At 73.1% G+C, this 22,600-nt stretch carries 26 protein-coding genes and 1 pseudogene; 9 read left to right on the top strand and 18 right to left on the bottom strand.

What is annotated here, in order from left to right; translation table 11 throughout:
* Positions 1-30 precede the first annotated feature (30 nt).
* Complete coding sequence (locus AB0J72_RS07170; RefSeq protein ID WP_363395465.1) at positions 31-699, bottom strand: SDR family oxidoreductase; 669 nt, start codon at positions 697-699, stop codon at positions 31-33.
* Positions 700-765: 66 nt separating this feature from the next.
* Here AB0J72_RS07170 and AB0J72_RS07165 point away from each other — a divergent pair, with 66 nt between their 5' ends.
* Both AB0J72_RS07165 and AB0J72_RS07160 read left to right on the top strand, forming a co-directional pair.
* Positions 766-1,140 (top strand): MerR family transcriptional regulator, encoded by a 375-nt coding sequence (locus tag AB0J72_RS07165; RefSeq protein WP_363395462.1) that lies wholly within the window; start codon positions 766-768, stop codon positions 1,138-1,140.
* A 158-nt stretch (positions 1,141-1,298) separates the two neighbouring features.
* The gene (locus AB0J72_RS07160) at positions 1,299-1,886 is read left to right on the top strand and encodes a GNAT family N-acetyltransferase (RefSeq protein ID WP_363395459.1); all 588 of its coding nucleotides are present in this window, start codon (positions 1,299-1,301) and stop codon (positions 1,884-1,886) included.
* Here AB0J72_RS07160 and AB0J72_RS07155 read toward each other — a convergent pair.
* The 5 genes from AB0J72_RS07155 to AB0J72_RS07135 all read right to left on the bottom strand — a co-directional run bounded on the left by AB0J72_RS07155 (position 1,842) and on the right by AB0J72_RS07135 (position 6,534).
* The gene (locus AB0J72_RS07155; RefSeq protein WP_363395456.1) at positions 1,842-2,528 is read right to left on the bottom strand and encodes an alpha/beta hydrolase; all 687 of its coding nucleotides are present in this window, start codon (positions 2,526-2,528) and stop codon (positions 1,842-1,844) included. The genes AB0J72_RS07160 and AB0J72_RS07155 overlap by 45 nt on opposite strands.
* A 117-nt stretch (positions 2,529-2,645) precedes the next feature.
* Positions 2,646-3,509 (bottom strand): sugar nucleotide-binding protein, encoded by an 864-nt coding sequence (locus tag AB0J72_RS07150; RefSeq protein WP_363395453.1) that lies wholly within the window; start codon positions 3,507-3,509, stop codon positions 2,646-2,648.
* 86 nt (positions 3,510-3,595) lie between these two features.
* The gene (gene rox / locus AB0J72_RS07145; RefSeq protein WP_363395450.1) at positions 3,596-5,020 is read right to left on the bottom strand and encodes a rifampin monooxygenase; all 1,425 of its coding nucleotides are present in this window, start codon (positions 5,018-5,020) and stop codon (positions 3,596-3,598) included.
* Positions 5,021-5,179: 159 nt separating this feature from the next.
* Positions 5,180-5,491: a nucleotide pyrophosphohydrolase gene (locus AB0J72_RS07140; protein WP_363395447.1), complete on the bottom strand. Its 312-nt coding sequence runs from the start codon at positions 5,489-5,491 to the stop codon at positions 5,180-5,182.
* Between the two features lie 68 nt (positions 5,492-5,559).
* Positions 5,560-6,534 carry a WYL domain-containing protein gene (locus AB0J72_RS07135; protein WP_363395444.1) on the bottom strand — a complete coding sequence of 325 codons (975 nt, stop codon included), beginning with the start codon at positions 6,532-6,534 and terminating at the stop codon, positions 5,560-5,562.
* A gap of 108 nt (positions 6,535-6,642) precedes the next feature.
* Here AB0J72_RS07135 and AB0J72_RS07130 point away from each other — a divergent pair, with 108 nt between their 5' ends.
* Complete coding sequence (locus AB0J72_RS07130) at positions 6,643-7,038, top strand: RidA family protein (protein ID WP_354890795.1); 396 nt, start codon at positions 6,643-6,645, stop codon at positions 7,036-7,038.
* Positions 7,039-7,144: 106 nt separating this feature from the next.
* Here the strand turns inward: AB0J72_RS07130 and AB0J72_RS07125 are convergent, their stop codons facing one another.
* Together AB0J72_RS07125 and AB0J72_RS07120 are read right to left on the bottom strand one after the other, a co-directional pair.
* Entirely contained in the window at positions 7,145-7,633 is a 489-nt protein-coding gene (locus AB0J72_RS07125; RefSeq protein WP_363395441.1) for a hypothetical protein, read from the bottom strand.
* Positions 7,617-7,985 (bottom strand): integrase, encoded by a 369-nt coding sequence (locus tag AB0J72_RS07120; RefSeq protein WP_363395438.1) that lies wholly within the window; start codon positions 7,983-7,985, stop codon positions 7,617-7,619. Before AB0J72_RS07120 ends, AB0J72_RS07125 begins: the two co-directional genes overlap by 17 nt.
* 91 nt (positions 7,986-8,076) lie before the next feature.
* Between AB0J72_RS07120 and AB0J72_RS07115 the strand changes: the two genes are divergently transcribed.
* Together AB0J72_RS07115 and AB0J72_RS07110 are read left to right on the top strand one after the other, a co-directional pair.
* The gene (locus AB0J72_RS07115) at positions 8,077-8,667 is read left to right on the top strand and encodes a nitroreductase family protein (protein ID WP_363395435.1); all 591 of its coding nucleotides are present in this window, start codon (positions 8,077-8,079) and stop codon (positions 8,665-8,667) included.
* Positions 8,668-8,772: 105 nt separating this feature from the next.
* Positions 8,773-9,993 (top strand): hypothetical protein, encoded by a 1,221-nt coding sequence (locus tag AB0J72_RS07110; RefSeq protein WP_363395432.1) that lies wholly within the window; start codon positions 8,773-8,775, stop codon positions 9,991-9,993.
* 3 nt (positions 9,994-9,996) lie between these two features.
* Here the strand turns inward: AB0J72_RS07110 and AB0J72_RS07105 are convergent, their stop codons facing one another.
* Both AB0J72_RS07105 and AB0J72_RS07100 read right to left on the bottom strand, forming a co-directional pair.
* A complete protein-coding gene (locus tag AB0J72_RS07105) occupies positions 9,997-10,734 on the bottom strand; it encodes a VOC family protein (RefSeq protein ID WP_363395429.1) in 738 nt (245 codons plus the stop codon).
* A gap of 293 nt (positions 10,735-11,027) precedes the next feature.
* Positions 11,028-12,896 carry an ATP-binding cassette domain-containing protein gene (locus AB0J72_RS07100; protein ID WP_363395426.1) on the bottom strand — a complete coding sequence of 623 codons (1,869 nt, stop codon included), beginning with the start codon at positions 12,894-12,896 and terminating at the stop codon, positions 11,028-11,030.
* Positions 12,897-13,351: 455 nt separating this feature from the next.
* Between AB0J72_RS07100 and AB0J72_RS07095 the strand changes: the two genes are divergently transcribed.
* From AB0J72_RS07095 to AB0J72_RS07085, 3 genes are all read left to right on the top strand, one after another.
* Positions 13,352-14,533, top strand: a complete 1,182-nt coding sequence (locus AB0J72_RS07095) for a hypothetical protein (RefSeq protein WP_363395423.1) — start codon at positions 13,352-13,354, stop codon at positions 14,531-14,533.
* A 154-nt stretch (positions 14,534-14,687) separates the two neighbouring features.
* Positions 14,688-15,032 (top strand): RNA polymerase-binding protein RbpA, encoded by a 345-nt coding sequence (locus tag AB0J72_RS07090; RefSeq protein ID WP_033364323.1) that lies wholly within the window; start codon positions 14,688-14,690, stop codon positions 15,030-15,032.
* A 65-nt stretch (positions 15,033-15,097) separates the two neighbouring features.
* Positions 15,098-15,943 (top strand): pentapeptide repeat-containing protein, encoded by an 846-nt coding sequence (locus tag AB0J72_RS07085; RefSeq protein ID WP_363396283.1) that lies wholly within the window; start codon positions 15,098-15,100, stop codon positions 15,941-15,943.
* Here AB0J72_RS07085 and AB0J72_RS07080 read toward each other — a convergent pair.
* Complete coding sequence (locus AB0J72_RS07080; protein ID WP_363395419.1) at positions 15,861-16,253, bottom strand: STAS domain-containing protein; 393 nt, start codon at positions 16,251-16,253, stop codon at positions 15,861-15,863. The two genes, AB0J72_RS07085 and AB0J72_RS07080, sit on opposite strands and share 83 nt — an antisense overlap.
* A gap of 130 nt (positions 16,254-16,383) precedes the next feature.
* Between AB0J72_RS07080 and AB0J72_RS07075 the strand changes: the two genes are divergently transcribed.
* Positions 16,384-17,649 carry an MFS transporter gene (locus AB0J72_RS07075; protein WP_363395416.1) on the top strand — a complete coding sequence of 422 codons (1,266 nt, stop codon included), beginning with the start codon at positions 16,384-16,386 and terminating at the stop codon, positions 17,647-17,649.
* Between the two features lie 38 nt (positions 17,650-17,687).
* On the opposite strand, the pseudogene AB0J72_RS07070 reads toward AB0J72_RS07075, so the two are convergent.
* The 7 genes and pseudogenes from AB0J72_RS07070 to AB0J72_RS07040 all read right to left on the bottom strand — a co-directional run.
* Positions 17,688-18,521: pseudogene (locus AB0J72_RS07070) on the bottom strand (amidase); the annotation flags it as partial.
* Between the two features lie 67 nt (positions 18,522-18,588).
* Entirely contained in the window at positions 18,589-19,089 is a 501-nt protein-coding gene (locus AB0J72_RS07065) for a hypothetical protein (protein ID WP_363395413.1), read from the bottom strand.
* 184 nt (positions 19,090-19,273) lie between these two features.
* The gene (locus AB0J72_RS07060) at positions 19,274-19,750 is read right to left on the bottom strand and encodes a GNAT family N-acetyltransferase (RefSeq protein ID WP_363395410.1); all 477 of its coding nucleotides are present in this window, start codon (positions 19,748-19,750) and stop codon (positions 19,274-19,276) included.
* Between the two features lie 45 nt (positions 19,751-19,795).
* Positions 19,796-20,341, bottom strand: coding sequence for a hypothetical protein (locus AB0J72_RS07055; protein ID WP_354890730.1), 546 nt, complete (start codon positions 20,339-20,341; stop codon positions 19,796-19,798).
* 49 nt (positions 20,342-20,390) lie between these two features.
* Positions 20,391-21,422 (bottom strand): DUF4037 domain-containing protein, encoded by a 1,032-nt coding sequence (locus AB0J72_RS07050; protein ID WP_363395407.1) that lies wholly within the window; start codon positions 21,420-21,422, stop codon positions 20,391-20,393.
* Positions 21,419-22,033: a uridine kinase gene (locus tag AB0J72_RS07045; protein WP_363395404.1), complete on the bottom strand. Its 615-nt coding sequence runs from the start codon at positions 22,031-22,033 to the stop codon at positions 21,419-21,421. The genes AB0J72_RS07050 and AB0J72_RS07045 overlap by 4 nt, the downstream gene beginning before the upstream one ends.
* A 31-nt stretch (positions 22,034-22,064) precedes the next feature.
* On the bottom strand, positions 22,065-22,592 hold the full coding sequence (locus AB0J72_RS07040) for an FxsA family protein (protein ID WP_363395401.1): 528 nt from the start codon (positions 22,590-22,592) through the stop codon (positions 22,065-22,067).
* Positions 22,593-22,600: the final 8 nt, after the last annotated feature.

Below are 22,600 nucleotides of genomic sequence, written 5' to 3'. Positions count from 1 at the left end.
CCGATATCGCGTTCTGAGGCGGTGAGCGCGTCAGGTGGTGAGTGCGGCCTTCGCCGCGCGGCTCGCGTCGTCCACCAGCACCTCGGTCCAGCCCTTGGCCACGCCGTCGAGGGCGGTCGCGGCGACGAACGCGGGGTCGAGCTTCGGCACGTCCCACCCGGCCATCATGTCGGTGTCGGCGGCGCCCAGGTGCACGCCGGTGACGTGGGTGCCCTGCTTCGCCAGCTCGATCCGCACCCCGTTGGTCAGGCTCCACTGGGCGGCCTTCGCGGCACTGTACGAATTCGCGCCGTCGTAATTCGCCCACGACAGCAGCGACAGGACGTTGAGGATCGCGCCGCCGCCGTTCGCCGCTAGGACCGGCGCGAACGCCCGGATCACCTGCAGCGTCCCGAAGTAGTGCGTCTCCATCTCCAGGCGGACGGCGTCGAGCGGGCTGCCGAGGAGGTTGGTGTACGTTGCGACGCCCGCGTTGTTCACCAGCAGCGTCACGTCCTTCGCCACGTCGGCGGCCTCCTCGATGCTGCCGGGGTCCGTGACGTCCAGCCGCAGCACCCGCACACCGGGAAGGTCGACGGTGCGCGGGTCGCGTGCGGTGGCGTACACGGTCGCGCCGCGGTTGAGCAGTTCCTGGGCGAAGTGCCGGCCGAGGCCGCGGTTGGCGCCGGTGACGAGCGCGACCGATCCGTTGATGTCCATGCCGGTTACGCTAAAACCTGACGTTGACGTCAGAGGCAAGTGTGCTGGACGTGAGGAGGGTCGCAGGTGCGGATCGGGGAGCTCGCGACGAAAGCGGGTGTCAGCGTGCGGGCGCTGCGCTACTACGAGGAGCAGGGCCTGCTGGGCGCGGACCGCAGCCCGTCCGGGCAGCGCCACTACCCGGACGGCGCCGTCGACCGGGTGATGCTGGTGCAGCAGCTGTACGCGGCGGGCCTGTCCAGCCGCCGCATCCTGGACCTGCTGCCGTGCGTGTACACCGGTCACGCGACCCCGGAAACCCTGCGGCTGCTGGCGGAGGAGCGGAGCCGGATCGACGCGCAGGTCGCCGGCCTCACCGCCACCCGGGATCGGCTCGACGCGGTGATCGCCGCCGCCGAGGCCAGCGTCACCGACGGCTGCGTGCATCCAGCGACCGCCTGACGCCCCCGCACCACAGACCCAACGACACCGCTCGATCCCCCGGCAGCGGCACGGCGACGTCACCGGCCCCCGCGGCGGCGCTACGCTGATGGATGCCGGCGGGCGAGCCCGTTTACCGGTTTTCGATTTCCGTATTGCCGTCAATTACCGTCGGTGGCATGCCGTCGCTCGTGACACCGGCGTTGCCGGTAGGGATCCTCGCCGCGTCCGTTCAGCCGGTGCTGGACGGAGACAGCCTGCGGTTGCGGCCGTGGCTGCCCGCCGATGTGGACGCCGTGGTCGAAGCCTACTCCGATCCCGACATCCAGCGCTGGCACTGCCGGTCGATGACCGCCGCGGAGGCCCGCGACTGGATCGCCCGCTGGCCGGCGCGCTGGCGGGCGGAGACCGGCGCCGGCTGGGCCGTCACCGACGGCGGCCGGGTCGCCGGGCAGATCAGTCTCCGCACGATCGACCTCGCCGAGGGGCTGGCGGAGGTGTCGTACTGGGTGCTGCCGTCCGCCCGTGGCCGGGGCGTCGCGGGGCGGGCCCTGGCGGCGCTGACCGGGTGGTCGTTCGGGACGCTCGGCCTGCACCGGGTCGAGGTCTGCCACTCGACGGCGAACGTGCCGTCGTGCCGGGTCGCGGGCCGCGCCGGGTACGCGCTGGAAGGCACGAAACGCGGCGAGGCCCGCCACACCGACGGCTGGCACGACATGCACCTACACGCGCGGGTCGCCGAGGTGCCGGGCGAAGAACCGCACTGAGCTGTCGTGCTCGAACGCCGGCACGTCCCCGTGTCCGCCGGGGTTCGCGTGCAGCGTCTTGTCCGCGGACCCGAGCGCGTCGAACAGCGCGAGCGCCTGCTCGCGGGGCACGAGCTCGTCGTGCCACTGCAGCAGGAACTGCACCGGCGCCGTCACCTCCGCGGCCGTGTCGAGCGGGCCGGCGGCGAGGCCGAGGACGGCGGCGCCGATGCGGGGTTCGGCCGCGACCAGGGGGATGCCGATCCCGGTGCCGAGGGACGTTCCCCAGTACCCGACGGGCCCGTCCGGCAGCGCGTCGACGACGGCCTGCCAGTCGGGCACGGCGACCGCCGCGAGCGCCGAGTTGAACGCGACGACCTCCGGCAGGCTCGGCCGGCGGCCGTGCCACGGTGGGGTGGTCGGGGGCCGGTCGCCGTGCCCGGGTGCGTCGATCGCGGCGACGGTCGCGCCGAGCCCGGTCACGAACCGGTGCGCGCCGGCGACGACGGCGGGTGCGGCCTTGTGCTGGCGTCCGCCGTGCCCGATGAGGATCAGCGGGCCGCCGGACCTGCCGGCCGGGGTCCACAGGTTGCCGGGGATGTCGCCGAGGACGAACTGTCTGGTGGAGACGCCGTCGACGGTCGTGCTGGAGATGTACCGCACAGGTGTGCTGCCTTCCGGGATGCCGTGTCGCGGGCGCCCCGGCCGGTCACCTGGGTCAGGTGAGCCGTTCGACCATCGGGGAAGGGAGCGCCCGTCCTGTCACCACGTTCACGGGTCTCACCTCCTCGGGTCGGGTCGGTCACCGGTGACCGTAGCAGCCCCGGTCATGAACTCGCCGGCCGGTCGCAGCCTGACCCGCAGCATCGACTCGGCGAGGGCGCTGGTGAGCCGCACGTCCAGCGGCCGGTTCGGGAACAGGTCCCGGCTGCGGGCGGCCGGTATCGCCGACGGGTCCAGGCCGTCGCGGGCGGCGACGAGCAGGCCGAGCTCATGCCGGCTGATCGGCTCCGGGCCGGCGATGTTGAGCACGCCGCGGTGGCTGCCGGCGGCGACCTCGAGCAGGGCGGCGGCGAGGTCGTCGACGTGGACCGGCATCCGGATCTCGTCGGTGAACAGCGCCCCCTGCACCCGTCCGGACGCCAGGTCGTGGGTGAGGACCTCGTGCGCGCCGCGGCCGTCGCCGAGGATCGTCGAGGTCCGGACCAGCACCGCGTTCGGGTGGATCGCGGCGACGGCGGTTTCGCCGGCAGCCTTCGCCGCGCCGTACCGGTATGTCGGGTCCGGTAATGCGGTTTCGTCGTAGTGGATCTCCCGGCCGGAGAACACGGCGTCGCTGGACATGTGCACGAGCCGGATGCCGGCGCCGGAAGCGGCGACCGCGACGTTGGCGGCGCCGTCGGCGATCGACGCCCAGTCGCCGCGGTCCCGTCCCGCAGCCGTGTGGATGATGACGTCGGGGCGGGTGTCGCGCAGCAGCGCGCCGATCGCCGCCCGGTCGCGGATGTCGAGGCGCGCGTCGCCACCGCGGGTGCGGTTCGCGAACCAGGTGCCGGTGACGGTCCATCCGCCGGCGGTGGCTTGCTCGTACACGCGCCGCCCGAGCGAACCGGTCGCGCCTGTCACCAGGAGTGTCCCCGTCATGGGCATGGATCTTATGCGGTGCCGCGCCGATCCTGGCCCGGTCCTGCACGGCAGCGTGGGTGGACGCCGAGGCGGCATCCTGCTGGTCAGGTGGCCGCCCCGAACCATGTCCCGAGGCGGGTGTCGAGGTCCGCCTGGTCGTCGCCGGCCCACGCGACGTACCCGTCGGGGCGCAGCAGCACCGCAGGCACGTCCAGTTCGTCGCTGACATCGACGACGTGGTCGACGCGGTCCGCCCAGCCTCCGGCCGACAGCCGGCCCGTCTGGTCGAGCAGCAGTCCCCTGCCGGCATGCATCAGCTGGTACAGGCGGCCGTGCTTGAGCGGGACGTCCCGCAGCCGCCGGCCGACGAGATCGTGGCCGCCGCCCAGGTCGTACCGGACGGAGATCGCGGTGATCTTCTCGATGAGGTGCCGGTTGACCTCCTCGAAGCTCATCAGCTCCGCCAGCAGCCGGCGCACCGCCTGCGGACCCGGCTCCGTGCGCAGCAGCTCCGTCTGCGCCCGCACGTTGTCCAGCACGTCCTCGGCGACCGGGTGCCGTTCCGCGTGGTACGTGTCGAGCAGCCCGTCCGGCGCCCACCCGCCGACGGTCGCGGCGAGTTTCCAGCCGAGGTTGACGGCGTCCTGGATGCCGAGGTTCAGTCCCTGCCCGCCGAGCGGCGGGTGGACGTGCGCGGCGTCGCCGGCGAGGAACACCCGTCCGGCCCGGTACTGTTCGGCGTGCCGGGTGCCGTCGCCGAACCGCGACAGCCACCGCGGCGAGTGCACCCCGAAGTCGGTGCCGGCGAATACCTGCAACTGTTTCCGGAAATCCTCCAATGTCGGCGGGACGCCGCGGTCCTCGGCGACCCCGTCCGCGGGCACCACGACCCGGTACGGGCCGCTGTCACCGGACCGTCCGAGCCCGAACCGCAGCTGCGTCTTACGGATCTCGGCGACGATGCCGGTCACCGTCTCCGGCGCCGCGGTCACCTCCATCTCGCCGAGCAGCGTGTCGGCGCGGCTCGGCTCGCCGGGGAACGCGATACCTGACAACCGGCGGACGGTGCTGCGCCCGCCGTCGCATCCGACCAGGAACCGTGCCCTGTGCCGGGTGCCGTCGGCGAGGTCGACGGTCACTCCATCCGGGTCCTGCGCGACCCCGACAACCTCGTGGCCGCGTCTGATGTCGGCGCCGAGGTCCGTGGCGTGCTCGGCGAGGAGCCGTTCGGTCACCGGTTGCGGGATGCCGAGGACGTACCCGTGGGCGCTGTCCAACGCCGGCGCCGGTTTCGTGATCCCGGCGAAGAACCCGCCGACCGGGGACCGCCGCCCGTTGTCGAGGAACCGTTCCAGCAATCCCCGCTGGTCCATGAGTTCGATGCTGCGCACGTGCAGCCCGAGCGCTTTCACGTACGCGGCCGGCTGCGGCTCCTTCTCCAGCACCATCACGTCGACGTCGTGCAGCCGCAGCTCGGCGGCGAGCATCAGCCCCGCCGGCCCGCCCCCGGCGATGATCACGTCACGCATGAAATCCCCCATTCACCACGAATGGAGCATTCTGCCGCACCCCTGTGGTCTTGCCGCAAGCCCCGGGGTGCGATATACGTTAGAAGTGGCAGGGAGCGTTTCTCCTTGCCTTTCTTTGTTTCCGCGCCCGGATCGTTGCCCGCCCGGCCCGCCCGCTGGTCAGGTCAGGTGCCGCTCGATCCCGTCGGTCATCCGCCCGAACTCGGCGACCAGGTCGACGCCGTACCGGTCGGCGAGCACGAGCACCGACCACAGACAGTCCGCCAGCTCATGGCCGAGCCGGTCCCGGGCGTCCGGGATCTCCCGCCGCCCGTCCACCGCCATGACCAGCTTGGCGAGGTCCCCGACGTCCCCGACGAACCCCAGCGCCAGGTCACCGGTCGTCCACGCCCCCCGCCCTGCGGCGGTGTTGTGCTCGTCGTACATGGCGGCGATCTCAGCGGCCCGTGCCTGCAATACCGAAAGGTCCATTGCCGGAAACTACCTTCGCGGCCGGCGCGTCGGCGTGCCCGGCGGCGGGGCGCGGTGTCGCGTCCCGCTCAGGCCAGGTCCGCGTAGCGGGCGGCGATGGCGGCGGCGCGGTCGCGCAGGGATGCGCGCAGCCATTGCGGGGTCAGGGCTTCGGCGTTCGTGGCGAGCTGCCACAGCGCCCATTCGGCGTGCCGGGCGTCCTGGAACGTGACCTCGATCCGCAGCCAGCCGTCCTGGTCGGTGGTTTCGGTGAGGACGGCCAGGGCGGTGCCGGCCAGGTCCTCCCGGCGGGCGGGGTGCAGCCGGACCAGGACGGTGACCTGGTCGCCGCCGGTCCGGAACCGGGTGCTGCGTTCCTGCCAGGCGCGGTCCAGGTCGATGCGGTCGGTTCGTTCGGCGGGTTCGTCGAGCTCCTCGGCGGCCGCGATCCGGGACAGCCGGTAGGTGCGGTCCGCGCCGGATCTCGTGGCCAGCAGGTAGCCCTGGTCGCGGACCGTGACGAGGCCGACCGGGTCGACGGTGCGCCACGTCGGGGTCTGGCGGGCCAGCGCGTAGTGGATGCGCAGCTTGTGGCCGGCGAGGACCGCGCGGCGCACCTCGGCCATGACCGCGTCGGGGACCTCCTCGGCGGCCTGCCGGCGGGCGAGCAGGTCGGTTTCCGGGTCGATCAGTAGCCGCTGGACCGCGCCGGCCGCGGTGGTCCGGTAGCTCTCCGGCAGCGCGTCGACGACCTTGCGCATCGCGGAGGCGAGCGCCGACCCGAGCCCGAACGCCTGCGCGCCGCTGCGGGAACCGGCGACCAGCAGGGCGAGCGCCTCGTCGTGGTTCAGGCCGGTGAGCTCCGTCTGGAAGCCGGGCAGCAGCAGGAACCCGCCGTGCCGGCCGCGTTCGGCGTACACGGGGACACCGGCCGCGGACAGCGCCTCGATGTCGCGCAGGACGGTGCGGGTCGACACCTCCAGCTCACGGGCGAGGGTGGCGGCGGACAGCCGTCCGCGCTGGCGGAGCAGCAGCACCAGCGAAACCAGCCGGTCGGCGCGCATCCGGGAACCTTACTGCAATACACGACACAGGATGTCGTGATTCGTTGGCAGGCTCATCAGCACGGACGGCCCGCCCGTCCACCCGATCCGAATGGAGCAGATGTGGCACTGCAACGAACGGCGGTCAACCCGGTCGCCTGGTCGCTCGACATGGGATTCAACCAGGGTGAGCTCGTCTCCGGGGAGACCCGCACCCTGTACTGCTCCGGGCAGACCGCGATGAGCGCCGACGGCCGCCCCATGCACGACGGTGACATGGCCGCGCAGCTGGCGTTGAGCCTCGACAACCTGGAGGCCGTCCTCGCCGAGGCCGGCATGTCCCTGGAGAACCTGGTCCGGCTCAACGTCTACACGACCGACGTCGACCTGCTGTTCCCGCACTACGGCGTCCTCGCGTCCCGGCTCGGCGCCGCGAAGGTCGCGCCTGCCACGACGATGCTCGGCGTGACCCGGCTCGCGATCCCGGGTCAGCTCGTCGAGCTGGAGGGGACCGCCGTCGCGTGACACGACCCGCTGTGCTCGTGCCGGCGGCCCGGCGCGAGCACAGCGGCAGGCATCCGGTGGGGCCGGCATTCGCGGAGCAGGTCGTGGAACCGGAACCGGCCACGCGCTACCCGCCGCTGATCACCTTGCCGCCGAGACCCGACCGGGACGTGGGCTGACCGACGAGCTCGACCAGCACCTCGTCGCGGCAGTCGGCGCCGAACACGGCGGTGACGGCATCGGTGAACGCCGAGACGAGCCGCGCGACGACACCGGCGGCGTCCGGCCGGGCGAACACCTCCTCACGCATGCCGAAGGTGACCGACGGCGCGGCGGTGGCGACCGGCGCTCCGCCGCGGGCCCACCGCCCGGCCGGGATGCCGATGAGCCTGACGTCGACCGACGGCCGGGCCCATTCGCCGTACACGGACACGACGGCGTCGGCGAGTTCCCTGATGAGGCCTGCTTCACGCCCGGCGAGGTCGGTTTCGAGAGCGTGGAGCGTCACGTGGGGCATCGGCGTCTCCTCGATGTCGGACAGCAGCGATGGACGAGCATAGGTCGCCCGGCCGGCCACCGGCACCACGTTTCCCGGCAGGTCACGGGTGTCGTTCACCGGGCCACGCCACGTCGGTGACGACGAACCCGGGCAGCGCCATGTTAGCGGCCGACGCGACCTGGAACGTGCCACCGCGGAATTGCGGTTTCCAGCCTGCACGTAATCCGTAATCGATGAGCGCCCGGACGTCCGCGGCCGCCGGGTACGGGTACGCGTCCTCCTCGGCGACGACCGGTTGACGTCGAACGGTCAGGTCGGCCTGCAGCGCGCAGCCGGTCCGGCCGGCGCCCCACACGCGGATGCGGATGCACCGGTGCCGGCGGCCGTCCGGGCCGGACGCGGCCCGGATCTGCGCCATCCACGTGTACTCCTGCTCGTCGATGTGCAGTTTCCGCAGCCTCGACCTCATCCGCGCATGATCCCACCGGCCGGCACAGACCGCCGCCGGTCATCCCCGTTGGCCGCGGTTTCGCCGGTGCGGCCTGTGGCAGGCTGTCCCGATGCAGGACGACGACCTGACCGCGTCGGGGTTGCATCCGCTGCTCGTCGCCCGGTGGAGCCCGACGGCGTTCGACCCGGTGCACGAGGTCGACCCGGCGCAGGTCGAGCTGCTTGTGGAGGCGGCACGGTGGGCGCCGTCTGCCGGGAACTCGCAGCCGTGGGCGTTCATCGTCGGCCGCCGCGGCGACGACACGCACCGGGGCCTGGTCCGGCACCTGGCCCGCAGCTCAGGCCGGTGGGCGCCGTCGGCGAGCGTGCTCGTGGCGAACCTCGCGCACCGGTACGTGGAGGGCACGGACTGGGAGTACTCGGAGTTCGCGCTGTACGACCTCGGGCAGGCGGTCGCGCACATGACGGTTCAGGCGCAATCGCTGGGGCTGTTCGTCCGGCAGTTCCGCGCGTTCGACCGTGACGCCGTGACCGCGGACTTCGACGTCCCCTCGCACTGGGAGGTCACCACCATGTCGGCGATCGGCCGGGTCCCCGCCGACCTGCACGCGCCCGCATCGCCGGCGCTCACAGTGCCCCGTGAACGGCGCGCCCTCGGTGACCTGCTCTGGCCGTCCGCCGCGCCACCGCGTGCGGTGTGACCGTCCGCCGCGGTGATTGCGTGATGGCAGAATCCCGCCGTGCTCTGTCATGCGTGTGATCGCGAGATGGTGCGGCAGGAGATTACGCCGCAGCGGTGGTATCGCTTGGTTTGGGTCTGCACGTGGTGCTACGCGTTCACCAACGTCGGGCACGTGGGCTCCGAGATGACGCAGTCCATGTACCAGCGGTGGGACCTGCGGTGGGAGGCGGCGTGCACGGACATGCTGCCGGACCCGCACCGGCATGCGTACGGGTTGTTCCGCGCCACGCTGTGCGGGATCGAGCGGCCGGACATGACGGGTTCCCCGTTCGGCATGTGGGGTGGCGGCCGCGACGAGTGCCCGGCGTGCACGGCGGCGGCTCGCGCCATCGACGCGCGGTGGCCGGTGGAGCGGCGCGACGTCGGTGACTTCATCGTCGACATCACTCCCCTGCCGCTCCCCCGGGACGTGCCGGGCCACGTCAGCCCGCCCGATGAGCTCGGCCTTGCGGACCTGCGGTTGCCGGAGCTGCCGCAGCGGACCGGGCGGGTCCTTGCCCGCGCCGCCGAACCCGTCGCGGCCGACGCCCACCACCCAGCCGTCGACGCGGGTGACCTGGACGACGGGTTCCGGCAGGTCGGCGCCGGACCCGCCGCGGTGCGCCTCGAGGCGTTCTGGCCCGGAATCGGTCTCGGCCCGTACCGGCCGTACGACAGGCAGCAGCGGATCTTCGCCCACTTCCAGGCGTACCCGCTGCTCACGCTGCCGCGGCTGGACGAGGCGTCGTTCACCGGCGACTTCTCCTGGGTCGGTGACGTCGGCGACCCACTGGACTACCGCACCGCGGTGACCGACCCGATCGCGGCGGACCTGGCCACGGACGGGCTGACGCTGCCGGCGGACTTCGTCGCGCTCATCACCCGCGCGAACCTGCACCGCCGCCTGGACCGCGAAGGGCACCACGCCTGCTGGACCGACGTGACCGGGCCGCTGCCAAGCCCCGTGCATCCGGATGACCGGATGGTCATGTTCTTCCGTGACCAGCAGAGCTGCATCGTGTGGTACCTGTACCTGCACCGCGACGGCAGCTGCTGCGTGGTGTGCTCCGCCAGCGACTTCACCTACGAACCAGGACTGCACTACCGACCCGACGGCACCCCCGTGGTGCCGCGCCGCGACACCGTGTACTGGTGCGCGCCGACCGTGGAGCTGTTCGCGTACCGGTTTCTCATCGAGGCGCGGCTCGCTACCGCGATCGACGAGCAGCGCCGCGCCGGTGACCTCGACCCGGAGCAGCTCGCGTACCTCGCCCACTACGTCCCCAGGACGGCCGCCGCGTGCTGATCATCACCCGGGGGCGAGGACGCAGAACTCGTTGCCTTCCGGGTCGGTGAGCACGACCCACGAGACATCGCCCTGCCCGACGTCCGCGGCAGAGGCGCCCAACGCCAGCAGGCGAGCCACCTCCGCTGCCTGGTCGTCGCCGCAGTACGGCACGACGTCGAGGTGCGCCCGGTGCCGTACGCCTGGCAGGTGGGGTGTGCGAGCGAACTCCAGGAACGGTCCGGTGCCCTTCGCCGATCGCAGCAGCGCACGGTCCCTGGTCGTCTCGTGCAACGTCCAGCCCAGCGTGTCGCCCCAGAAGCGGGCCGTGGCTGCCGGGTCGGCGCAGTCGACGACGACCGCGCCGATCGGCCCGGTGCCCCGGTACAGTTCCCGAGGCTCCAGGACGCAGAACAGGTTGCCTTCCGGGTCCGCCAGCACCGTCCGCCGGCCGTCCCCTTGCCCCACGTCGGCGGGCGTCGCACCGATTTCCTGCAGGCGTGCGACCAGTTGCAGGTAATGGGCACCGGAGGTGGTGGCGAGTTCGAGGTGCGCGCGGTAGTGCACCGTCGCCGGGTCGGGGACGGCGATGGCGTCGACGCAGACGGGCGCGTCGGGGTCGGTCCAGTCGAAGCCTTCGGGTGCGGCGCTGGTCGCGCCGTGCCCGCCGCGGGCGACCCAGCCGAGCGCCGCCGCCCAGAACCGGCCGAGCGCCGCGTCGTCGCGGGCTTTGAGGTTCACCTGGACCAGTCGCAGCGCCACGCCGCCCACCCTATGCCGATCTGCAAAGACGTCCTCAAGGAGGCAATGGCCGCCGCTTTGCCGCGCATCCCCGTGACGGCATTCGGTGCCGTCGCGAGCGAAGCCATGTGGGATCTCGCCGCGGCCACGCCGGGTCTCGTCATCCTCGAGTCCTGGTGGTTCAGACCGCGAGATCTCCGCTTCGTGCAGGACGGTGTTCGCCGATGCGCGAGTCCTGCGACGATCGAGATCTGGTGCGATGTCCCGGCCTCGCCGGCACGGGAACGCTTCAGGAACCGCCGCCGGGCGGCCCTTCACGACGACGATCGCCGGCTCGTGGAGTCCTGGCCTCGATGGGCTGCGGAGGCCGAACCGCTCGGCGTTGCCGCCAAGATCATGGTGAAGGCAGACCGGCCGGCCGCCGTCGCGAGCCTGGTCGGCGAGATAACGACCAGGCCGCCCGGTGCGACGTGGACCTGCCGTGTCGTGGCGGAGGCTCGCGAGCGCCACCGTCGGTCGTGGGTGACGGTGAGCACGGCGCCGGGGTAGTCACGTAACGCGTCCTCCAGCTGTTCGAGCAGTTCGGGGGCCAGGTGGTTGGTGGGCTCGTCGAGCAGCAGGACGTCGCTGGGGCGGGTGACGGCGAGCGCGACCTCGAGCCGCCGGCGCTGCCCGACCGACAGCTGCGCCACCTGCCGGTGCAGGTCGTCGGGGTGGAACAGGCCGAGCCGCAGCAGTGTGTCGGCGGCGTCGTCCCGGTAGGCGCCGGTGGCGGCGGCGAACGCGTCGAGGAGCGTCGCCCGTGTACCGGTCGTGACGTCCTGCCGCAGCCAGGCGACGCGGATGCCGGTCCGCCGCCAGACGGTCCCCCGCTGGGGTGTGAGCTCGCCCGCCAGGACGTTCAGCAGCGTGGTCTTCCCGGCGCCGTTGGGTCCGGAGATCAGCAGCCGGTCGCCGGGCCCCACCTCGAGCGCGTCCAGCCTCAGCCTCGGCCCGCCGCCGTCCAGACGGACACCATCCGCCCGGATCAGCACAGCCTGCTCCTCGGCGGGACCGGCGGACGCGGCGGCCGGTCCAGTGAAGGTCGAGGTCGAGGTGGAGGTGGACGTGAAGCCGGGTGTGAACCGGAGCTGGTCGGCGGGCGGCGGTGCGGGGTCGGCGCGCAGCCGCGCGAGCCGCTCCTTCGCCATCCGGATCCGCCCCATCGCTCCGTGGTCCCGGCCGCGGGCCCGGAACGCGCCGTGGCCGAAGACCGCACGTTCCGCCTTCCGCGGTATCGCGTCGAGCCGGAACGCGTTGGCGGCGACGATTTCCTGCTGACGGGCGAGGTCCTGCCGCCAATCCTCGTACTCGTCGAGGAGCCGGCGCCGTTCGCTCGCCCGTGCGGTGAGGTATCCGGCGTAGCCGTCGCCGTATCGGCGCAGCGTGCCGTCCTCGACGTGCACGATGCCGGTCGCGAGCCGGTCCAGCAGCGCACGGTCGTGGGTGACGACCACCAGTGCGCCGCGGTGCGCGGCGAGCCGGTCCTCCAGCCAGGCGATGCCGGCGTCGTCGAGGTCGTTGGTCGGCTCGTCGAGCAGCAGCAGCTCCGCCTCGGACGCCAGCGCGGCGGCGAGCGCGAGCCGGGCCCGTTCGCCGCCGGAGAGCGTGTGCACGGGCCGGGACCGGTCGAGGCCGCCGAGCCCCAGCCGTTCGAGGCCCGCGTCCACCCGCTGGTCGAGCTGGTATCCGTCGCGGGCCTCGAACCGGTCGACGGCGGCGCTGAGCTGCGCGAGCAGCCCGTCCCGCTCGCCGGGGCCGGCCGCTGCCAGCCGTTCGGCGGCCCGCTGCGTCTCGGCCTCGAGTGCACGGACGTCGGCGAGCAGATCGTCGAGCGCGTCCGCGACGGTCGCATCCGGACGGAACCGGGGTTGCTGTTCGGCGAACGCGACACCGCCGGGCAGTTCGACCGCCCGCTCACCGGCGGTCAGCCGCACCGTCCCGGCGAGCACACGCAGCAGCGTCGACTTGCCGGCGCCGTTGTCACCGATCACCGCGATCCGCTCGGCCGGGCCGACCACCAGGTCGATCCCGGCCAGGACGACCCGCTCGGCGAACCGGACGGTCCCGCCGCGGATCGCGCACACCCGGTGCGGCCGCGGCGCCGCCGGCGTCGGGGACAGGGAACTTGGGGAACGGGTCACGGGAACTCCTCCCCGCGACACGCAGGTGACCAGGACCTGCCGTCGCGGAACACGTGCCGCTGTCGGGCACATGGATGGCCGGGGACCTCGCGCGGCCGGCGCAGTGGCCGGCGAGCGCGCAAGGGACTCACCGCGGAGACAGCCTCAACGCGGTGTCCCGTACTAGAGGAACAGCGAACCCACGACGACGAGGCTACCCAGCGACCCCGAGCCACGCCCGCGAATTACGGACAGGCGCCGCAACCCAAACCGGCGCGGCAACCACCGCCGGTGTCCGCCCATCGACCGCCGTCGCGCACATAACGGTGATTATGGTGTACGCCTCCGACGGCTAATTATCGAATTATCGGTAACAACAATTCGGTAATCCGGCGTGTTGCGTGGCGGCGAAGTTCTGGACTACCCCTACGCTCATCGGTGTACGAACGCAGCGCGGTGAGACCGGGGAGGGTCGCGTGAGCAGAGCGGTGCAGGAACCAGCCGGCGACACGGCGAACGTAACGCTGGACGAGCAGGCGCTCGACGCCGAAGAACGACCCTGCGCGCACTGTCACCGGCCGGTGCCGCAACGCAACTCGGTCGGCCGGCCGTTCCGGTACTGCCGCGACAACGACAACGCGTGCCAGAAAGCGGCACGCAACGCCCGGCTGCGGCACCGGTCCTCCCCCGGCCTGAGCGGGCAGGTCGCGCGGGCGTTCGAGGTCGCCGAACGCCTCGACCAGGTCGTGGAGGCGCTCGTGGACGCCCTGCACGCCGAGGTGTCCCCGACCGGCGTGGAACGGCAGATCGCCCAGGCCAGAGCCGACGCCGCCGCGACGGTCCTGACCGCGCACGCCGAACGCGACGACGCCCGCGCCGCCGCCCAGCACGCCCAGGCGGCCGCCACGACCGCCGGACAGCACGCGAAAACGGTCCAGGACCAGGCCGACGCCGCCGTCAGCGCCGCGCACGCCGAGCGTGACGCCGCCCGTACCGACGCCGAAAACGCCAGACGGGAGACCGCCGCCGCCAGGAGCGACGCCGAACAGGCCGCGGCAGCGGCCCGGGACGCCACCGAGGAGGCCAGGGTGCAGGTCGCGGAGGCCAACGCCGCCGCGGCGCGGCAGGTCGAGGCCGCGGAACGGGCCGCCCGCGACGCCGACGCCGCATCCAGGGTCGCCGCCGTCGAACGCGACACCGCCCGCCGGGAAGCGGCGACCGAGGCGGCGCTGCGCGCGGAGGCGTACCGGGAACGGGACACGGCCCGGGACGCCGCCGCGACCGCCGTCCGGGACCGGGAGGCCCTTGAACGGACCCTCGACAGCCGCGCCGAGGAGACGACCCGGCTGCGGCGTCGCCTCGACTCCGCGCACGAACGCGCCGAGCGGCTGCAGGAGGAAACCACCGCCTCGCAGGGTGAGATCCGCCGGCTCGAGGGTGAACTGGACCGGGCGAGGGACCGTGCGGAAGACCTCCGCGGGCAGCTCACCCGGGCCGTGGAACGCGAGGTCACGGCGCAGAAGCAGCTGGAGGCGCAACTGGCGACGCTCAGCGGCGCGCTGGCGCAACTGACCGGTTCCCGTCAACCGGTGGCGTCAACTGCCGAAACTACGGGTGGTGAGACGCGCCACGGTGACGCCAAGCTGGTCGATCATTGAAACCCAACGTAAAATAACCGTACCGACCCGGCGACTGGACTACCGCCAGACCCGGAAGGTCGTGTAATCTGCCCGCCCGCAGTGGGAATCGTCAGACCACCTGGTGTCGTTGGTTACAACGAAGCGCAACACGATTCGAAGGGGAAGACCGACCATGGGCGAGCGCATGCTGCGCGGCAGCCGTCTCGGAGCCGTCAGCTACGAGTCCGACCGCAACACCGAGCTGGCTCCGCGTCAGACCCGAGAATACCTGTGCGCCAAGGGGCACCAGTTCGAGGTGCCGTTCGCCGTCGACGCTGAGGTCCCGATGACCTGGGAGTGCAAGTTCGACGGCAGCGTCGCCCGGCTCGTCGACGGCAACGAGCCGGAGGCGAAGAAGGCGAAGCCGCCGCGCACCCACTGGGACATGCTGCTGGAGCGGCGCTCGATCGCGGAGCTCGAGGACATCCTCAACGAGCGCCTCGAAGAGGTCCGCCACCGCCGCGGCCGTTCCGCGTAAGCGACAGCCGCATCAGCACATCGGACAGCACGCACGCCCCGGCGGTCGACGACCGCCGGGGCGCTCTGCGTGCGGACTGCGCGAACTGTTTCGGGCTGTGCTGCGTCGCGCCGGCGTTCGCCAGGTCCGCGGACTTCGCGATCGACAAGCCTGCCGGGCACGCCTGCCCCAACCTCGGTGCCACGTTCGGCTGCGGCATCCACACCGACCTGCGGCAGCGCGGGTTCGCCGGCTGCACCGTCTACGACTGCTTCGGCGCCGGGCAGAAGGTCGCGCAGGTGACGTTCGCCGGCCGTGACTGGCGGCAGGACCCGGGGTCCGCGCCGCTGATGTTCGACGTGTTCGCGACCATGCGCCATTTGCATGAGTTGCTGTGGTACCTGTCGGAGGCGCGGGACCTGCCCGCCGCGGCGCCCGTGCACGCGGACCTCGACGCCGCCCTCTCCACGATCCGCGGGCTCACGGATCTGCCGGCCGCCGACCTCGCCGCCGTCGACGTCGACGCGCACCGGACCCGGGTGGTGCCGTTGCTGCGCCGGGCCGGTGAGCTCGCCAGGGCGGAGCATCAGCGCGGGCGGCAGCCGTTCCAGGGCCGGCACCTCGTCGGCAAGGACCTGCGCCGCACCGACCTGCGCGGCGCTGACCTGCGCGGCGCTGTCGCCGTCGGCGCCGACCTCCGCGGGTCGGACCTGAGCGGCGCGGACGTGACCGGCGCGGACCTGCGGGGCGCCGACCTGCGCGGCGCGGACCTGCGGCGGACGCTGTTCCTGATCCAGTCGCAGCTGGACGCCGCCCGCGGCGACGCCACGACCCGGCTGCCGGCGGCCCTCACCCGTCCGGGCCACTGGACGGAGCCGCCCCCGCGTCCCCGGTCGGGCCGGCCGGCAGGTCCGCGGTCAGGGCGTCGCTGACCGTCTCGTGGACCGGGATCCGGCCGGTGAGCCCGACCGTGTCCAGCAACCTCGCCAGGAACGGTGACGGCGCCGCCAGCCGCAGGTGACCGCCCTCGGCGACGCACCGGTTGTGGCTGTACGCGAACGTGCCGAGCCCGACCGAGTCGCAGAAGTCGACGTCGCCGAGGTCCACCACGATCCGGAACCTGCCCCGGTCCAGCGCCCCGTGCATCGCCTCCCGCAGTTGCGGGGCGGAGTCGATGTCCAGGGCCCCGCGCAGCGTGACGAGCACGACACCACCGGCACAGTCCGTCACTGCAACATCCATGAATCGATCCTGCACCGGAACGCCCCGGCGCGCAGGACAGCGAGTGCGTCACCCGTCACACCCCGGCGGCGACCCGGTTGCTGTCCGGCCTGGTACTGCCGCGGCGGGCCCGGACGGGTACCGTCACCCGGTGCTCGCCCGGCTCCTCACCGCCGCGGTCCTGGCGCGGACCGCCGAGGCGGGCGCCACGGTCGTGCTGCTCCTCGCCTCCGTCCAGCACTTCGGCGGCCCGGCGACCGGCGCGTCGGTCCTCGCGGCGCTGCTGGTCCCGCACGTCGTCGCCGGCCCGGTCGTCGGTCTCGTCACCGACCGGGCCCGCCGCCCGCGGCTCGTGCACGCGGGGTTCGCGGCGGTGTTCGGCCTGGCCCTCGGCGGCGTGCTGCTGCTCACGGGCGTGGCGCCGCTGCCGGTCGTTCTCGCTCTGGCCGTCGTCGCCGGCACGTGCGGTCCGATGATCTTCGGCGGGCTGTCGAGTCGCGTCGATGATGTGGTACCGGCACCGCGCCGCTCGCACGCCCGTGGCCTGGACGCGGCGACGTACAACGTGGCGGAGATCGCGGGCCCGGCGGCGGGCGCGTTGCTGGTGGCGGCGTTCGGTGTCCCGGTCGCCGCGGTGACCCTGTCGGCGGCGTGCCTGCTCGCGGCGGGCGCCCTGCTGACCGTCACCCCAGCCACCGAGCCCGCGTCCACAGCGTCTGTGCTGACGGAGCCGGCGTCCACGGCGCACGCGGCACCGGCCAGTGCGGATGCGGACGGTCCTGACCGCGTGCCCTCCGGTGAGGGGAAGCCGGGGCTCCGGGACGGGTTGGCGGCGATGGTACGCAGCCGCCCGCTGCTCGCGGTGACGGCGGCGACCGCTGTCGCCTCCTACGCGGCGGGGATGATCACGCCGGTGGCGGTGGTCCTCGGGGTGGCGGCCGGACGCCCGGCCGGTGGTGGATTGCTGGTAACGGCATTAGGGGTCGGCGCGTTGTGCGGGTCGCTGCTGGTGGCCCGGTTCCCGGCGCGGGTCCCACCGCACCGGGTGGTGCTGGGGTGCCTCGTCGCGGTCGGGTTGGCGCTCGCCTGCGCGGCGGCCGGGGTGGCGGCGGGGGCGCCGTGGGCGGTGCTGGTCGGGGTGTTCGCGGTGACGGGCGTGCTCGACGGGCCGCTGCTGTCGTCGGTGCTGGAGGTCCGGTCGCGGGAGGCGCCGCCCGGGACCCGGACCCAGGTGTTCACGCTGGGGGCGGGAATCAAGCTGACGGCGGCGTCGGCGGGTGCGGCGACGTTCACGCTACTGGCGGATGCGCCGCCTGCCGCGCTGGTCGGGGTGCTGTCCGCGGGGCATGTGGCGGCCGCGGCGCTCGGCGTGGTGCTGCTGCGGACCCGTCGTGCCGCCGCCGTTGGACCGCGATAGCCCCTGAGACGCCGCCATGGCCCGCGATGGATCGGCTGTCAGCAGTCCGCCGGGCGGAACAGCGCTTCGATGGCCTGTGCCCAGTCCAGCAGCCGCTCGTCGCTTCCTGCGGGGCTGACACACTGCAACCCGAGCGGCAGGCCGTTCCCGGCCCGTCCGGCGGGGATGGAGAGGGAAGGCCAGCCGGCGTAGCTCCATGGCAGGCACATGACGGAGCTGCCCGTGCTGGCCAGACCGTGCGGTGCGGGGCCGGTGGCGGCGGGGCAGATCCACACGTCGACGTCTGCCTCGCCGGTCGCCCGTGACAGGCTGGTCCGGAAGGCTTCCCGTCGGCGCAGCCCGTGCTCGTACTGCTCCCGTGAGATCGCCTGTCCTTGACGGACCGTGGCTGCGGACTGCTGCCGGTAGAGGGCGCCGTACCGGGGGAACCACGCGGCGTGGCTCTGTGCGGCTTCGTAGCGGTTCACCGTGTGCAGGTCCGCGGCATCATGAGCGAGGTCCGCGAACATGGGGACGCGGTGCACGGGGAGCCCGGCGTTCGACAGGGCCGCCACCTCCGCTTCGAATGCCGCCCGTGCCTCCGGTTCGGCCTGCTCCAGGTAGGGCCCGTCGGGCACGCCGAGCACCGGGCGGTTCGGCTCGGCGTCCCGCACCGGTTGCCAGCCGTCGCACAGCACGGCTGCCGCGATCGCCGCTGCGGCGATCGTCGCGGCGAAGACCCCGATGGTGTCGAGGGTCGGCGCGTTGGCGATCACGCCGTCGGTCGGGATCCGGCGGGTGGTCGGCTTGAACCCCACGACGCCGCAGTACGCCGCGGGACGGATCATCGACCCGACCGTCTGGGTGCCGATCGCCAGCGGCGCCATGCCCGCTGCGACTGCCGCCGGCGGGCGGCGCCCCGGGTGATGGGGTGCCGCCCGCCGTGTTGTGCCGCCTGGGTCAGCGGTGGTGGTGCCGGCCGCCGTAGACGTGGGCGACGAGCAGGTACCGGCCGTTGGAGCCGACCCGGTAGCAGTCGCTGTCGTCCCAGCGGTCGCGGATCTCGCCGATCCAGCCCGCGAAGTTGCAGGCCTTCTTGTTCGGGTAGGTCTTCACGGCCCAGGAGCGGACCCACCGGTTGTCGCGGCGGTGGCCGTCCCAGTTGCCGTTCCAGCTGCCGTTGTTGTTGCCGTTGCCCCAGCCGCCGGGCCCGTGGTGGTTGCCGTTGTTGTTCCCGCCGGGACCGTTGTTGCCGCCCTGGTTGTTGTTCCCGCCGTTGTTGCCGCCGGGCCCACCGCCGGGGCCGCCCCCAGGGCCGCCGCCGGGGCCGGGCTGGACGGCGGTGGTGTTGCTGTCGGCGGACGGTGCGGCCGACGCGGCGGTGGCGCCCATGCCGAGGACCGCGCCGGCGGCCAACGTCATGCCCGTCAGGGCCAGGAACCGTTGTGTGGTGTTGCGCATCTCTGACTCCCCCTCATGTCGTGATGACGCGGTAACACTATGTAGTTGAAAGCCGCAAAATACGCAAAACGCGTCAGCCTTTCAGCCAAAGGCTGGACGACTTTAGGGCAGCCCGTGACGCCCGCCGGCGTGCCTCGTTAACCGGACGAACCAGTACAAGAGCGACACGCGGGAAGTGAGAGTCCTACGCGAGCGGGAGCTCCAGGACGGCCCCGCCGGCGGTGAACGGCTCCCGGCCGGTGACGGTGAACCCGGCCCGCGCATACGTGCGCAGCGCCGCGGTGTTCCCGCCGGCGACCTCCAGCTCGACCCGGAAGGTGCCCTGCCCGCGCGCCCATCCGGTGACGGCGGCGACGAGCCGCCCGGCGGCCCCGCACCCTCGCGCGGCGGGGCACACCCACATGCTGATCAGGTGCGTGACGTCCGGCGCGCCGGGGGTGATCCACCCGCACGCGATCCCGACGGGGTCGGGGCCGTCGAACGCCGCGAAGTAGCTGCCGTGCCGTGGCCAGTCCCGCCATTCGGCCTCGGACCGGGCCGCTTCCCGCAGGTGGCTGCTGGCGAACGCGTCCGGGCTGTCCAGCAGCGCCGCGAGCCGCAGCTGCCGTTTCAGCTGCCAGTCGTCGCCGGTGAGCTGCCGGGTGTCGAAGCGGCGGGGCACTCCTGGACCATGCCAATTCGCCCGCCGGGACACAACCGGGATTTTTTACCGTGCTGCGCGGTCGGTGTCGAGCTGCTCGACGACGGGCCGGACGACGTCGTCGAGGTGCCGGACGAGGACGGCGACGGCCCGTTCGGCGGCGGCGTCGATGTGCCGGTTCTCCGTCGGCACGGGCAGCCCGTCCAGTGGCAGCGGCGTCTCCAGCAGCAGGGTGCCGCGCAGGTGCGGGTGCCGGGACAGGTCCTGCGCGGACGGCTGCACGAACTGTCCGAACAGTTCCGGCCAGCCGCGCCATCCGCGGTCCCGCCACCAGGTCCGGGACACGGTCAGCGGCGCCGGCAGCGGCGACACCAGCTCGACCCGGGCGGTGAGCCCGCCGTCGAACGGGTTCCGCACGCACATCGCGGACAGGACCCGCCGGTGCCATCGCACGTACCCGGGGTCCAGCAGCGGCGGGGTGGCGACGGCCCAGGCGGCGCACGCGAACCCGACGGGGGCGATGTCGCCGATGGTGTCGGCGAAGTCGGCGGCCCGGTCCCGGACGGCGGTGAGGTACCGGTCCCGGTCGCGGTCGAGCCAGAACGTCTTCACGTAGCCGACGGTAGCCCGTCCGCGTCCGGCTCGTGCCCCGACCGGACGTTCAGCGGGACCCGAGGACGGCGGCGGCGACGGCCCGCCGCAGTGCCGGTGTGCACAGCAGGTCGGTGTTGTCGACGTACTGGTCGATCCCGCCGACGGGTGGCAGCTTCCGCAGTGCCGGGTCGCTGATCGCGTCGTGGAGCGCCGCCGCGTACCGTCCGGCGTCGATCACGTCGTACGGCCGGTCGTGGTACTTCCGGCGGGTCGCGTCGACCGCCGCGGACAGCCCGAGCGTGTTCTGGTTCCGGCCGCTCGTCTCGTACGCGTCGCAGAGGTCCTCGACGCTGTCGCCGGTGTGCCTCCTGTACGCGGTGCCGAGCCATTTGCTGTACGGCGGGTACCGGCGGCCCTGCAGGAGCCTCAGCCGCATCACCACCCGCCGCAACCGCGCCGCGACGACCCGCGCCCCGTCGGGGTCGCCCGCTTCAACAGCCCGCCCCGGGAACGCCTCCTCCTGCGCGATGTGCGTCCACTGCGCGGCGAGCACGTACCGCCACACGTCGTCCGGGTACCACGCCACCCGTTCCCGCAGCGCCGTGAGCGTGCCCTGGTCGTCGTGGTAGACGGCACCGCCGACGGTTTCGGCGAACACCTGGGTGGGGGTGGCGAGCCAGTCCAGCAGCGTCCCGGTGAACGGCGCCCCGAACTGCGCCACGGTCCAGTCCTCGACGGTGGTGACGTCGACGCGGTGGTCGACGGGCCCGTCGGTGGCGGTCATGACCCGCACCCGCGCGTCCGGTGGCGTGAAATGCGTCGACCAGCCCAGCACGTGCCGGGGCAGCCGCTGCCGGAGCATGCCGGTGATCCCGGGGCCGTGCCGGGCGGCGTCGGCGGGGTCGAGCAGCAGGGTGAGCCGCGGCCCCCAGTCGTGGTCGGTGGAGCGGGGCGTGTCGTAGCCGAGGACGTCGGAGCCGGGTCCGATCCGTGCCGCGGCGTGCGGCAGCCCCGGGTAGTGCGCGTCCAGCAGCGGCCGGACCGCGCCGGTGTAGAACACCTCGCACAGCCGCACCCCGGGCAGGAACTCGGGGGTCACAGGACGACGGCCGGGTGCCGGGGGTCGTCGGCGCGGACGACGACGTCGGCGTACTCGTGCGGCATCGCTTCGTCGTGGTACCGCTGGAACGCCGGCAACGTCCACTGCAGCTCCGGTGGGGTGCGGCGGGCGATCGCGGCCGCGGTCTGCGTGAGGTGGACGGTGACGTCGAAGTCGAGGCCGGCGCCGAGCAGCATCGTCCCGGACACGACGACGACCGTCCCGGCCGGCAGGTCCAGGTACGGGGCGCGGGTCGCCCGGTCCGTGACAGGATCCCACAGCGACGGCAGCACCCGCCCCGTCCCGCCGGGCGCGGCGGGGGTGAGGACTTCCCGGGTGATGGCCCGCAGGTCGAGCCAGTCCTCGTAGTACGCGTCCGGGTTCGTCCGCCCTCGTTCCAGGCGCAGCGACGCCTGCCGCAGGAACCCGCCGGCGGGGATGTGGACGGCGTGCCCGCCGTCGCCGTCGACGGCGTCGACGATCCGCCCGGCGAGAACCTCGGGGGCGGCGGTCGGCGCGCCGTCGACCGCGACCCGGGTCGCACCGGCGCGGACGATCCGCGCGGCGACGTCGGACGCGAGCCCTCCGAGGGTGACCGGCCGCGCCTTCACCGAACCGGCCCTGGGAACCAGCGGACGGCGGTCACGGCGTGTGGTGCCGGTGCTGCGGGTCGATCACGTCACCTTCGATGACCTCACCCTGCAGCACCTCCCCGCCACCCGGCTGGGTCGGGACGGGACCGTTGTCGGCGCGGGTCGCTTTCACGATCCTGGGCCCGAACAGGTCACCGGCCGCGGCGGCGGAGATCCGTGACTCGGTCGCCTGCCGGATCCGCCGGCCGGTGAACGTCCGTACCGGCGGGATCAGCAGCAGCAGCCCGACGGTGTCGGTGATGAACCCGGGGGCGAGCAGCAGCAGCGCCGCGGCGAGCCCGGCGACACCGGTCCCGGCGTCACCGCCGGGCGGCCGGCCTTCGCTCATCGCCGTCCGCAGCCGCTGCCACGCCCGGACCCCTTCCCGTTTCAGCAGCACCCCACCGAGGATCGTGGTCGCGACCCCGGCGAGGATCGCGACCCACCAGCCGATGGCGTGCGCGACCAGCACGAACACGACGATCTCGGCGATCACCAGCAGGAACGCTCCGGCGGCGGCGAACCCCAGCTTCCGCATGAACGCTC

The organism is Dactylosporangium sp. NPDC049742, assembly GCF_040674675.1.
Taxonomy (GTDB): Bacteria; Actinomycetota; Actinomycetes; order Mycobacteriales; family Micromonosporaceae; genus Dactylosporangium; species Dactylosporangium maewongense.
The sequence above is the reverse complement of the archived record's forward strand: the minus strand, read 5'-3'. Positions and strand labels throughout refer to the sequence as shown.